This window comes from Kribbella swartbergensis (assembly GCF_054784135.1).
In genome coordinates this window covers 253,650-265,884 of record NZ_BAAGPM010000034.1, presented here as the reverse complement: position 1 = coordinate 265,884, position 12,235 = coordinate 253,650, and the positions used below count along the sequence as shown (strand labels likewise).

The window sequence follows — 12,235 nt, the reverse complement described above, 5'->3', positions numbered from 1 at the left end:
ACGGCCGGGGCTCGCATCAGTGCGACTGCTGTCGGCAGGTCAGCTGATCGCCTGGATGGCGGCGTCGACCTTGGTCCGGATCTCCTCCGGCAGCGGCGCGTAGTTCAGCTCGGTCAGCGACGACTGGCCCTCGGTGCTGGCGAAGTAGCTCAGGAAGCTCTTGACCAGCGCGGTCTTCTCGGCCGGCAGCCCCTTGCTGCAGGCGATCTCGTAGGTGACCAGGATGATCGGGTACGCGCCCGCCTCCTTGGTCGCGTAGTCCAGGCTCATCGACAGGTCGTTGCCGGTGCCGGTCACCTTCGCGGCGGCCAGCGCCTTGCCGGCCGACTCGGCGGTCAGCTCGACCGGGCCGGAGCCGTTGTCGATCTGCGCGACGCCCAGCTTGTTGTCGACCGCGTAGGACCACTCGACGTAGGTGACGGAGTTCTTGGTGCTCTTCACACCCTCGGCCACACCGGCGGACTTCTCCTTGCCCGCGCCGGTACCGGTCCACTTCTTGGCCGGCTTGCCGGTCCAGGCGCCACCGCCGGCGGCGGCCAGGTACTTGGTGAAGTTCTCGGTGGTGCCGGACTCGTCGGACCGGAAGAAGACCGAGATCGGGTCCGACGGCAGCGTCGTACCGGGGTTGAGCTTGGCGATCGCCGGGTCGTTCCAGGTCTTGATCGCACCCTGGAAGATCTTCGCCGCGGTCGGGCCGTCCAGGACCAGCTTGTCCAGGCCGTCCACGTTGTAGGCGATCGCGACCGGGCCGATCACCATCGGCAGGTTCAGCGCCGGGTTGTTCTGGCAGCGCTTGGCCGCGGTCGCGGCCTCGGAGTCACCGTCGGCCGCCTCGGTCTTCAGCGCCGAGTCCGAGCCGGCGAAGTCGACCTGGGCCGCGTTGAACTGCTTGATACCCGCACCGGAACCGGTCGGGTTGTAGTTCACCGTGACATCGGCGCACTTCTCGTTGTACTTGGCGATGACTTCCTCGATGGCGTTCTTCTGTGCCGAGGAGCCCTCTGCGTTCAGGGTGCCCTGCGGGCAGTCGGCGCCGGCCGACGAGGAACCCTCCGGGCTCGAGGAACCGGACGGCTCCGGGTCACTGCCACAGGCGCTCAGAGCGAGGACGCCGAGGGATGCCACGGCGACGGTGCCGACGCGGAGCAGGCGATTGACGGACACGAGAGTGTTGCCCTTCTGCGGGAATCAGACTTCTGAACTTCCACAGACGGTAGGGAGAGCAGGTGACCGACCGGTCCGTCGCCGGTGAACGAGCGGTGAACGATTCCGAGCGTGTGTGCGACGCCTGGCGTGCCGACAGGCAGCCAACAGGTGAACTGAGTTAAGAGCCGTGACTCTCCGTAGATCACAGCCCTCGCCGAATCAGCGCACCGTCAACTTGAACGCCCGGCTCCCCGTGCTGACGATCGGCAAGCCGTAGTACGTCATCTGAGGTACGGCGACACGGTAGTACGTCGTGGTGCCACGCCCGGCCGCCCGGAAGTACTGCACCGCCTTCCCCTTGGTGATCGGCACAGTGGCGATGCTCCGCCAGTACTTCCCGTCCCACCGCTGCAGCGCCCCCTTCACCGTCCCCGCCGGCCGCACGTCCACCGTCAGCTTCACCATCTGCCCGACCTGCGCCGTCAGCGTGTTGAATCCCGCGACAGCGAACTTGGCCTGGGTGGGGATGTAGCGAGGGCTCGTCGACACCAGTGAGGTGACGGTCCAGTCGTCACCGGGCCAGCCGTATCTTCCGCCTGGGACGTAGAAGCGGTACTGCCGGCCGCCGACCGCAGTGGTCCGCGCCCAGTAGCCGATCGCGTCGGAGGTGAAGCGGCCCGCGTACTCCCACGGCTTGGCCGAGTTCGGCCGGGTCTGCATGGTGACGGTGATCCCATTGCCCTTCAGGAGTGGGCAGGGGCTCGAATCCCACTGCATGCAGGTGTAGGCGCCGGCATCACCGTTGAGAGTCATCTGCTGTCCGAACACCCCGAAGGCGGGGACGCCGGTGAATGAGAGCTTCATGTCCGCGAACGTCACCCGCTGCTTGGACCACACCTCCGACCACTCGTTCCGGACCCCGACCCAGGCCGGATAGGGGCGCGGTCGTGGCGGAACGGTTCCCGTCGTGGCACCGGCGGGCTGCGGGAAACGCTCTGTCAACTCCAGGTACCAAGTCCCGGTGAAGACCCTGTCGCTGCCCTCCAGGTCGAGCGGATCACCAGGTGTCGTGTCAGCAGGGGCAGCGGCGCGGGACCAGCTCAACCGGAGAGAGCCGTCCGCGAGCGGAGCCGCGCCGGTGATGGTCGGAGCTGCCGGGCCATTCGTGTCGAACCACGGCGACACGGCTGGAGGGCTGTCCACCGGGGTGCCGTCGGACGGTATCGAGACGACGGCGATCCGGGCGATCTTCCCCGGTGTCGCCTCCCAGCGGCGGTTGATCACGGTCGACGTGACGGTCACCCACTCCGACGGCTTGGCGCCGTCCTGGTACTCGATGCGTACCCTGTTCGCCTCGTCGGCCGCGTTCTTCCACGCGACCCGCATCACGCCGGTCGCAGCGTCCGCCCAGCTGACCTGCACGTCGGTCGGTGCGGGTGGCGCCGCCCAGACCGTGGCGGTCTGGCCGGAGGCGAGCAGGACGCCCGCGGTCGCGATGGCGACGATCTTGCGCATGTGGACCCCCAGGAACGGCCGCCTGGTGGTCACCCCCGCCGCCAGCGCGTCGTCGAACCGTAGCGCACCGTGTCGGGGCCGGGCCAATCAGCTGGAGAAGTCTTCGGGAGCGACGCCGTCGAGGAACTGGCGGAAGCGTTCGAGCTCGGCCTGCTCTTCCTCCGGGGTCGCGACGCCGGCCTCGCGCAGGACCTGCTCGGTGCACCGGATCGGGGTGCCCAGCCTGACCGCGAGGGCGACCGAGTCACTCGGCCGGGCCGAGACCCGGGCGCCGTTGGCCAGCACGAGCTCGGCGTAGAACACCGCGTCGCGCAGCTCGACGATCTCGACCGCCTCGATGTGCACCCCGAACGCCTGGATCAGGTCACGCATCAGGTCGTGGGTGAGCGGCCGCGACGGGCGCAGTCCCTGCTCCTCGTAGGCGATCGCGGTCGCCTCGACGGACCCGATCGAGATCGGCAGGTAGCGGTAGCCGTCGGTCTCTCGCAGCATCATCACCGGGGCCCGGTTGGGCGATTCCATCCGGATCCCGATCAGTGTCAGTTCTCGCATCATCGTCATGGTGCGCCCCGAACTCTCTCCTCAGACCCGGGCCCGGTGGGGCGCCAGGTTCCTCGGTAGGAACATACCCGCCAGTTCCCGGGTCATCCGGCCGCCCCGGCGGCTGTGCCTGGATCGTCACCGACCCGTGCCGGTTACGCGTCTCACGGAGCGCTGAACCGCTCGTGAACGAGACGTCCGTCACCCAGCCGGTGCGCGACCAGGAACGCTCCCGGCGAGAACTTGCCCACCCGCAGCCCGAACTCCCGGGCCAGCGCGGGCAGCACCGGCCGGTGTGAGCACACCACCGTCACCTTGCCCGGCTTCCACGCCTTCTCGGCCAGACCACCCAGCGCACCCGGATTCGCGTCGTACCCACGCTCGGAGATCTCCGGCCAGAGGTTGATGTGCCTGTCGGTCATCGCGGCGAACGGCGTGAGACTCGCGACACACCGCTCCGCGTCGCTGCTGATCAGCCTGTTCACACCCAGGGCGCCCAGTACGGCGGTCAGCCGCTCAGCCTGGCCTGTCCCATTCGTACTTAGTGGCCGGGCCGTGTCCTTGCCGTCCCAGTCCTTCCGCTTCATGGCCTCCGCATGACGGAGCAGGACCAGTGTGGCGACCACGGGTACGACACGGCCCAAGCAGTTGAGGATGTCCACGTCCCGCGGGTAGCTGAGCTTGCTGCGTGCCTTGTCCACCGGGAGCCAGGCAACCTCGTCGACCTCGTTGTTGGCCTGGAACTCGCCGTCGTCGATCGGGGTGGCCGACCAGTAGTGCACCAGCTTCTCCGCGGTCACGCCGTTCTTGCGGACCGTGTAGCGCTGCACACCGAGCGGTGGACCGAGTACGACCTGCTGGCCGGTCTCCTCCTCGATCTCACGTCGTGCAGCTTGCAGCACATGCTCGTGCGGCGTGAGCTTGCCCTTCGGTAGCGACCAGTCGTCGTACCTGGGCCGGTGCACGAGCAGCACCTGGCGGGTGCCGCGGCGCTCACGCCACACGACACCGCCCGCGGCGATGACGGTCGCCGGGTTGCTCATGGAATCACCCTAGGTAATGGGGTCAGCAATTCTGCGGCGCCCACGCGTGGCGATGAGTCTTTCCTGCAGATCGCGCAGGGGAAGACCGTCCGGACCGGTCAGCTTCGCTTCCCAGGTGTCGTCGGGCTGCAGCCACCACGACCCGGTGCGCTCGTCGAAGCCGAGGTCGAACAACTCGCGGAGCTCACTGATGTGGTCCAGCTCCTTCAACTGGACGAGCACCTCGACCCGGCGGTCGAGGTTGCGGTGCATCAGGTCGGCCGAACCGATCCACACCTCCGGCTCACCGCCGTTCTCGAACCAGAACACCCGGCTGTGCTCGAGGAAGCGACCGAGGATGCTGCGCACCTGGATGTTGTCGGACAGCCCCGGTACGCCGGGACGGAGCGTGCAGATACCGCGGATCCACAGCTCCACCGGTACGCCGGCCTGGGACGCCCGGTAGAGCGCGTCGCACAGGGCCTCGTCGACCAGGCTGTTCACCTTGATCCGGACCCGGGCCGGACGACCTGCCAGGTGATGCTGCACCTCTCTGTCGATTCGCTCGAGCAGACCACGCCGTACCGACTGGGGAGCGACCAGGAGCCGCCGGTACCCGGCGCTGCGGGCGAAGCCGGACAGGTGGTTGAACAGGTGCGCGACGTCCTCGGTGACCACCTTGTCACTGGTCAGCAGTCCGAGGTCCTCGTACAGCCTGGCGGTCTTGGGGTGGTAGTTGCCGGTGCCGATGTGGACGTACCTGCGCAGGCCGTCCGGCTCGTCGCGGACCACCAGCGACAGCTTGCAGTGCGTCTTGAGGCCGATGACGCCGTACACGACGTGACAACCGGCATGCTCGAGCTGGCGGGCCCACTTGATGTTGGCCTGCTCGTCGAAGCGGGCCTGGATCTCCACCAGCACCAGCACCTGCTTACCGGCTTCGGCGGCGTCGATCAGCGCGTCCACGATGGGTGAGTCACCGCTCGTGCGATACAGCGTCTGCTTGATCGCCAGCACGTGCGGGTCGGCCGCGGCCTGCTCGATGAACCGCTGCACGCTCGTCGAGAACGAGTCGTACGGGTGATGCACGAGTACGTCGCGCTGCTTGAGCGCATGGAACATGTCCGCCGGGTTGGACGTCTCCACCTCGGCCAGGTGCGGATGCGTCGACGGCACGAACGCCGGGTACTTCAGCTCGGCGCGGTCCAGGCTCGCGATGGCGAACAGCCCGCGCAGGTCGAGCGGACCGGGCAGCTCGAACACCTCTGCCTTCGTGACCCCCAGCTCCGACAGCAGCAGCGCCTTCACCTGCGGGTCGATCGACTCCTCGACCTCGAGCCGGACCGGCGGACCGAAGCGGCGGCGCAGCAATTCCTTCTCGAGCGCGGCCAGCAGGTTCTCCGCGTCGTCCTCCTCGACCTCCAGGTCCTCGTTGCGGGTGACCCGGAACGTGTGGTGCTGGGTGACCTCCATCCCCGGGAACAACTGCCCCAGGTGGGTCGCGATCACGTCCTCCAGCGGGACGAACCGGCCCTCGGCCACCTGGATGAACCGCGGCAACAACGGGGGCACCTTCACCCGGGCGAAGTGCTCGCCGCCGGTGTCGGGGTTGCGGACCACGACCGCCAGGTTCAGCGAGAGGCCGGAGATGTACGGGAACGGGTGCGACGGGTCCACCGCCAGCGGAGTCAGCACCGGGAACACGCGATCCCGGAAGAACCGGGTCATCTCCTCGCGTTCGGTGTGCTCCAGGTCGACCCAGCGCAGGATGTCGATGCCCTGCTCGGTCAGCGCCGGCTGGACCCCCTTCCGCCAGGTCTCGGCGTGCCGGTCCATCAGTTCGCGGCTGCGCGCCAGGCTCCGGTCCAGCACCTCGCGCGGATGCAGGCCGCTGGCCGCCCGCACCGCGACCCCGGCCGCGATCCGGCGCTTCAGACCCGCGATCCGGACCATGTAGAACTCGTCCAGGTTGCTGGCGAAGATCGCCAGGAACTTGGCCCGCTCCAGCAGCGGGATCCGGTCGTCCTCGGCCAGCTCGAGCACCCGCTGGTTGAACGCCAGCCAGCTCAGCTCGCGATCCGAGAACCGGTTCGCCGGAAGGTCGCCGGCCGCCGCGATGTCGTACGGCGGCTCGACGTCGTACTCCCGGTTGTGGGACGCCAGCAAGTCTCCAGCCACGCTGACAAGCATCGCATCCTTTGATGAACGAGAGGTTGCCGAGGGCCTGTCGATCGCCGGGTGCCCGCTGCGCCTGCTGGTTGTCCGCGGCGCCGCTTCTGTTGCTAGCGTCACTCCTTGTGAACCCACGACTGGACTCGCTGCTCCGCGGCACGCTGACCGCCGTACAGGCGAACGCGCTGACGCCGCTGTACGCGCTGCCCACGGCCGTCCGGCGCCGGCTCGCCGGTGCACCGATCCAGATCGACGGCAACACCCTCGACCCCGAGCTGCAACTCCTGCTGCGGGTGGAAGGGTTGTTGCCGAGCGCACCCAAGTCCGAGGTCGCCAAGGCCCGTGCACATCTGCGGACCATCTGCCGGCTGATCTCGGGACAGCCGCGTGAACTACAGCGCGTGACCGAGCTGACGGTCCGCGGGGCGGACGGTCAGCTCGGCGCCCGTCTGTACGTGCCGCGCGACGCCGGCCGCGGCCTGCTCGTCTTCTTCCACGGCGGCGGCTGGGTCATCGGCGACCTCGACACCCACGACCACCTGTGCCGGGCACTCGCCGCCGACGCGCGGATCCGCGTGCTGTCGGTCGACTACCGGCTCGCCCCGGAGGCGCCGGCGCCGACTGCCGCCGAGGACGCCATCGCCGCGTTCACCTGGGCCGTCGACCACGCCGAAGACCTCGGCTGCGACCCGTCACTCGTCGCCGTCGGCGGTGACAGCGCGGGCGGCAACCTGGCCGCCGTCGTAGCCCAGCAGTCCGTACGGCGGGATCTGCCGCGACCCGCCCTCCAGGTCCTGCTCTACCCCGCCCTGGACCTGGTCGGCCGCCGCCCCAGCCGTGACCTCTTCGGCGAAGGCTTGATCCTCACCGAACGCGACATCATCTGGTACCGCGACCACTACACCCCCGACCCGGCGGTCCGCACCGACCCGCTGGTCTCCCCGCTCCTGGCCGAAGACCTCACCGGCCTACCCCCCACGTACATCACCACCGCCGGCTTCGACCCCCTCCGCGACGAAGGCACCGAATACGCCCAGGCCCTGGCCGCCGCCGGAGTCCCCGTAACCCACGCGTCCCACCCCACCCTCACCCACGGCCACAGCAACCTCCTAACCCTCCCCGGCGCCACCCGCCAAGCCCACGACGCCCTGACCACCCACCTAACCCAAACCCTCAACCCCTAACCGCCTCCTACCGCCCCGGATCCACCAAAACCGGCACAGCCTCCCGCACCTGCAACGGCGTCACCGGACCCGTGACAGGGATCGTGCCCTCGACGTACTGCCACCCGGTGCCGGCGACGTTGAACCGAGCGGCGTAATTGGTCGTGAGGGTCAGTCCGACGGAACCCCGCTTCAGGTACTTGTGCGTGATCTCCTTCGACGGATACGGCTTCCCAGGCGTCGTGGTCAGAAGAGACGGCGTCCCGTCCCCGAAATTCCACCGGTAACTGACAGGCGTCGCCTCCACCACCACCGGAAACCCCAGCAACGTCACGGTATTGGTCGAAACCGCACTCTCGTCCGTGTAAACGATGGTCTCCAAATTCACCAACGTCCGTCCCTTCGGCTGCACCTTCACAGCCAACTCCGGAAACAACACCACCCGCGCCTCCGCAAGAACCTCCTCCCACGTCACGTCCGACGGCTGCGGCGGCTGCACCACTTGCGGCGGCAACGTACGACGCGTCGGCGTCAACGTTTCAGGTTCAACAGGCTGACACCGCTCCGGCCCCGGCGTAGTCCCATCGGCTTCCCGCAGCCCACAAATCCCGATGTTCAGCCGAAGATCTGTCGGGGGTGTTCGTCGACCTGGTCGCCTGTCTTCCCGAGCGCGGTTGTCGATGGAGGTCTGAGCCTGCGATCCCCGCCGGGGCTTGCCGGTACTCGGCTTGGACGTGAAGCGGCCGTTGTCTCCTTTCCAGCCGTTGAGCAGGACGCCCTCGCGCGACTGCGATGGCGTCACGACGGGCGCACTTGACGCCGGCGCGGCCGGGGCTACAACGCTCCTTGGATCCGTCGCGCCTGCGCTGTCCGGTAGCGCGACCATCGTCCAGACCACAGCAGTTCCGGCGACGCTAGCCAGGGTCGCGGCCATCGAAGTCGCCCGGCTCATTGCTCGACCAGTTTCATTTCGAACATGATCCAGTTGCCGTTCTTGGGAGAGAGCGCGATCTCGCGCTTGTACTTGGCGGCTTTGCTGGCGACAGGTTTCGACGTCGGTGTCTGCTTGCTGACATATGCCCCGATGGTTACCAGCGCCGAGGCTCCGATATGTCCGTTCGTGCCCCGATACAGCTCCGAGACTTCCGTCAGCTTCTCCCGGTAATCCCCGGTCAGACCGCCGTTCTTGCCGTTGGCCTTCTTCACGTAGTCCGCGTAGAGCTTGCACCCTTCACAACCGCCGTCGCTGGCCGCCAGAAGTGGTGCGGTGTCACCCGTCTCAGACGCGTAGTTCAGTACGTCGGAGTAGTACCGGATGAACGCCTCCGCGGCGGCAAGTGACAGCCCGTTCGCGCCCGAAGGCCGAATTGGTGGCTGTTGCGGCGAGGCGGACGTCGAAGCCGAACCGCTGCTGGGTGACGAGGCCGTAGCATCCGGCCCGGATGTCGACGTCGGCGCCGAAGTGGCGGTGGTGTTGGGGTGGCCGGCTTCGGGGCTGTTTGTGCAGGCGGGGAGGAGTGTGGTGGTTAGGCAGGCCAGGAGGAGGAGTTGTAGTGGCCTGTTGCGGTTAGTCACGAGTGTCAGCCCTCCGTAGTCGACACTGATCGTAACGGCGGGCGGGAGCGGTTTGGGATGTCAAAAGATGCAGTTGTGGATAACGGGGGAGGCCAGGAGCCGCCCGGCTGGGGGGTTAGAGGCGCGGGCGGCTCCTGGTTGATGGTGAGACGGGGGTAGGTGGGGTTTATGACGCCAAGTGAACGGGTGGATTCGCTGTGATGCCGTTCACAGGGGAGTGGTGGGGGCGAACTGGACGTCCAGGGCGGCGGTGGTGAAGCCGAGGGAGGTGTAGAGGCCGCGGGCGGCTGTGTTGGTGCCGTCGACGTACAGGACGACTGTGTCCAGGCCCCGCTCCTCCTGTAGGTGATGGAGACCCTGGAGAGTCAGAGCCTTGCCGAGGCCGCTGCCCTGGTAGTCGGGGGATACGCCGACGACGTACACCTCTCCGACCCCTTCCTCGACCTTCGTCCAGTGGAAGCCCGCCAGCGCCCCACTACTGGAGTTCACGGCGAGGAAGAACCCGGACGGGTCGAACCACGGCTGCTGCAGTCGCTCGGCCAGGTCGGCGGCTGTCCAGCTGCCCTGCTCCGGGTGGTCCGCGAACGCCCGGCTGTTGACCTCCAGCCACGCCGCCTCGTCCTGTCCGGGGACAAACGTGCGTACGGCGATCCCCTCCGGCCAGACCGGTTCGGGCAGCGGGGCTCTGGTACGACGGAGGAAGTAGAGCTCCCGTGTCACCTCCAGACCCAGTCGGGCTGCCAGTTCGTCACTGCCGGGGAGCCGCCCGTGCGCCCACACGCGGAGTCGGGGGCCGCCGTGGTCGAGCAGCATGCGTAGGAGCGCCGTACCGATGCCCTGCCGCCGGAACGCGGGGGTGACCACCAGTTCGGCCGAGCCGTCCGGTGACAGCGAGCCGTACCCGATCAGGTTGCGGGCGCTCTGGAGGCCGGTGACCTCGATCGTGCCCGGTTCGCCGTCGTACGCGAGGACGTGCACGTCGCCCGGATGTTCGCCGTCGAGGTGGAGCAGAGTGCGCTCTGAGAGTGGGTTGACGCCGTCGCTCTCTGCGGCGGCGCGGGCGAGTTCCGTGACGGCGGCGGCAGTGGCCGGCGGCAACGGTGAGGGAACGGCTTCAAGAGTCACCGGAATACGGTAGAAGGTCCGGGTCAGTTCGTGCTCAGGTCCTTGGAGAGGTCGCGGAAGGTCGGGTAATTTCTCGGCACCGCGCACCAGCGGTGACCGAACTACGACGGAGTAGACATGGCCTTCACAGGACGAGACACAACGTGGCTGCGCGGACGGCGGGCGATCGGCCTGCTCGCCGCGGGCGCGGCCGCGGTACTCGGCTTGGCCACGGGGGGAACCGTGACCCAGGCAGCGCCGGCGAAACCCGAGCCGACGCACACGCAGATCCAGCTGCTCGCCATCAACGACTTCCATGGCAACCTGGCGCCGAACAGCCCGACCAGCTCGAGCGGCAACGTCAACGGCACACCCGCCGGTGGCGCCGAGTTCCTCGCGACGCACCTGAAGCAGATGCGCGCGGCCGCCGCGGCCAAGGGGCAGCAGTCCGTCACGGTCGCCGCGGGGGACCTGATCGGCGCCTCGCCGTTGCTGTCGGCCGCGTTCCACGACGAGCCGACGATCGAGGCACTGAGCGGGATGGGCCTGGAGATCGCGTCCGTCGGCAACCACGAGTTCGACGAGGGGTGGCACGAGCTGCTCCGGATGCAGACCGGCGGCTGCCTGCCCGACGGCGACGGGCAGAACAACCAGAACTCCTGCCCCGACCCGAAGCAGCCGTTCACGGGTGCGAAGTTCAACTACCTGTCGGCGAACGTGTTCTTCGAGAACACCCAGAAGACGCTGTTCGCGCCGTACGAGATCAAGACCTTCAAGGACGGCCGCAAGGTCGGGTTCATCGGCATGACGCTGGAGAACACGCCGAACATCGTCACCAAGTCCGGTGTCGAGGGCCTGACCTTCACCGACGAGGTCGAGACCGCGAACAAGCTGGTGCCGATCCTGAAGCAGAACGGCGTCGAGTCGATCGTCGTGCTGCTGCACGAGGGTGGCTTCCCCGCCGACGCACGCGCGTACAACAGCTGCCCGGGCATCTCCGGCCCGGTCGTCGACATCAACGCCGGCCTGGATCCGGAGATCGACGCGATCATCTCCGGCCACACCCACCAGGGCTACAACTGCACGCTCAAGGACAACGCCGGCCAGCCGCGGCTCGTCACCAGCGCGTCCTCGTTCGGCAAGCTCGTCACCGAGGTGCGGCTGAGCATCGACAACGCGACCGGTGACGTCGACCGGGCGAACACGATCGCCAACAACCAGATCGTCACCCAGGATGTGCGGAAGGACCCCCGGACCAGCGCGCTGATCTCGAAGTACCAGACGCTGGTCGCGCCGATCGCGAACAAGGTGATCGGGCACATCACCACGCCGTCGGTCTCGCGGACGGCGGACGACTCGCTCGAGTCGCCGTTGGGCAACCTGATCGCGGACGCGCAGCTCGCTGATCCGTCGGTCGTGACGGACGGCAAGACTCCGGTGGCCGCGTTCATGAACCCGGGCGGTATCCGCGCCGACCTGGCGTCGAACGGTGGTGAGGTCACCTTCGGGCAGGCGTTCACCGTGCAGCCGTTCAACAACTACCTGGTATCGATGGACATGACCGGGACACAGCTCAAGGCCCTGCTGGAGCAGCAGTTCTCCGGCGTGAACGGTCCGGAGGCGCCGAAGTTCAAGGTGCTCCAGGTTGCGGGCATCACCTACACCTGGAACCCGGCCGCGCCGGCGGGCTCGAAGGTTGTGCCCGGCTCGATCAAGATCGCCGGCCAGCCGCTGGTGGACGGTACGACGTACCGGATCGTCACGAACAACTTCCTGTCCGACGGCGGCGACGGCTTCCCGGCCTTCACCACCGCGACGAACAAGTTCTTCGGCGGCTTGGACATCGACGCGTTCTCGAACTACCTGACCGCCCACGACCCGTACACGCCGGTCCCGACCGACCGCATCTCGATCGGCTCCTGAGGTATGCCGGTACGCCGTCAAGTACGGCGTACCGGCATACCTCTCCGATCCGGGAAAGACGAAGCCGCCGCGGGT

10 protein-coding genes are annotated in these 12,235 nt (G+C 67.8%); 2 read left to right on the top strand and 8 right to left on the bottom strand.

All coding sequences use genetic code 11. The annotated features are described in order from the left end of the window. Positions 1-39: 39 nt before the first annotated feature. From pstS to ACYVOK_RS30360, 5 genes are all read right to left on the bottom strand, one after another. Positions 40-1,164 carry a phosphate ABC transporter substrate-binding protein PstS gene (gene pstS / locus ACYVOK_RS30380; protein WP_460666005.1) on the bottom strand — a complete coding sequence of 375 codons (1,125 nt, stop codon included), beginning with the start codon at positions 1,162-1,164 and terminating at the stop codon, positions 40-42. 201 nt (positions 1,165-1,365) lie between these two features. Beyond that, the gene (locus ACYVOK_RS30375) at positions 1,366-2,661 is read right to left on the bottom strand and encodes a hypothetical protein (protein ID WP_460666004.1); all 1,296 of its coding nucleotides are present in this window, start codon (positions 2,659-2,661) and stop codon (positions 1,366-1,368) included. 87 nt (positions 2,662-2,748) lie between these two features. Next, positions 2,749-3,222, bottom strand: coding sequence for a bifunctional nuclease family protein (locus ACYVOK_RS30370; RefSeq protein WP_460666003.1), 474 nt, complete (start codon positions 3,220-3,222; stop codon positions 2,749-2,751). Positions 3,223-3,365: 143 nt separating this feature from the next. Next, on the bottom strand, positions 3,366-4,244 hold the full coding sequence (locus tag ACYVOK_RS30365) for an NUDIX hydrolase (protein ID WP_460666002.1): 879 nt from the start codon (positions 4,242-4,244) through the stop codon (positions 3,366-3,368). 9 nt (positions 4,245-4,253) lie between these two features. Beyond that, complete coding sequence (locus ACYVOK_RS30360) at positions 4,254-6,413, bottom strand: RNA degradosome polyphosphate kinase (RefSeq protein ID WP_460666001.1); 2,160 nt, start codon at positions 6,411-6,413, stop codon at positions 4,254-4,256. Positions 6,414-6,520: 107 nt separating this feature from the next. Between ACYVOK_RS30360 and ACYVOK_RS30355 the strand changes: the two genes are divergently transcribed. Further along, positions 6,521-7,579 (top strand): alpha/beta hydrolase, encoded by a 1,059-nt coding sequence (locus tag ACYVOK_RS30355; protein WP_460666000.1) that lies wholly within the window; start codon positions 6,521-6,523, stop codon positions 7,577-7,579. 7 nt (positions 7,580-7,586) lie between these two features. Here ACYVOK_RS30355 and ACYVOK_RS30350 read toward each other — a convergent pair whose 3' ends face one another. The 3 genes from ACYVOK_RS30350 to mshD all read right to left on the bottom strand — a co-directional run bounded on the left by ACYVOK_RS30350 (position 7,587) and on the right by mshD (position 10,258). Further along, on the bottom strand, positions 7,587-8,360 hold the full coding sequence (locus ACYVOK_RS30350; RefSeq protein ID WP_460665999.1) for a PKD domain-containing protein: 774 nt from the start codon (positions 8,358-8,360) through the stop codon (positions 7,587-7,589). 146 nt (positions 8,361-8,506) lie between these two features. Beyond that, positions 8,507-9,133: a DUF6318 family protein gene (locus ACYVOK_RS30345; RefSeq protein ID WP_460665998.1), complete on the bottom strand. Its 627-nt coding sequence runs from the start codon at positions 9,131-9,133 to the stop codon at positions 8,507-8,509. 207 nt (positions 9,134-9,340) lie between these two features. Next, positions 9,341-10,258, bottom strand: a complete 918-nt coding sequence (gene mshD, locus ACYVOK_RS30340) for a mycothiol synthase (protein WP_460665997.1) — start codon at positions 10,256-10,258, stop codon at positions 9,341-9,343. A 117-nt stretch (positions 10,259-10,375) separates the two neighbouring features. Here mshD and ACYVOK_RS30335 point away from each other — a divergent pair, with 117 nt between their 5' ends. Beyond that, on the top strand, positions 10,376-12,160 hold the full coding sequence (locus ACYVOK_RS30335) for a bifunctional metallophosphatase/5'-nucleotidase (protein WP_460665996.1): 1,785 nt from the start codon (positions 10,376-10,378) through the stop codon (positions 12,158-12,160). The last annotated feature ends 75 nt before the right edge of the window (positions 12,161-12,235 follow it).

Bases quoted from the DNA above. Each gene is read 5' to 3' on its own strand.
- ACYVOK_RS30375 (WP_460666004.1), bottom strand. From the start codon at position 2,661: ATGCGCAAGATCGTCGCCATCGCGACCGCGGGCGTCCTGCTCGCCTCC.
- ACYVOK_RS30370 (WP_460666003.1), bottom strand. From the start codon at position 3,222: ATGACGATGATGCGAGAACTGACACTGATCGGGATCCGGATGGAATCG.
- ACYVOK_RS30365 (WP_460666002.1), bottom strand. From the start codon at position 4,244: ATGAGCAACCCGGCGACCGTCATCGCCGCGGGCGGTGTCGTGTGGCGT.
- ACYVOK_RS30360 (WP_460666001.1), bottom strand. From the start codon at position 6,413: ATGCTTGTCAGCGTGGCTGGAGACTTGCTGGCGTCCCACAACCGGGAG.
- ACYVOK_RS30335 (WP_460665996.1), top strand. From the start codon at position 10,376: ATGGCCTTCACAGGACGAGACACAACGTGGCTGCGCGGACGGCGGGCG.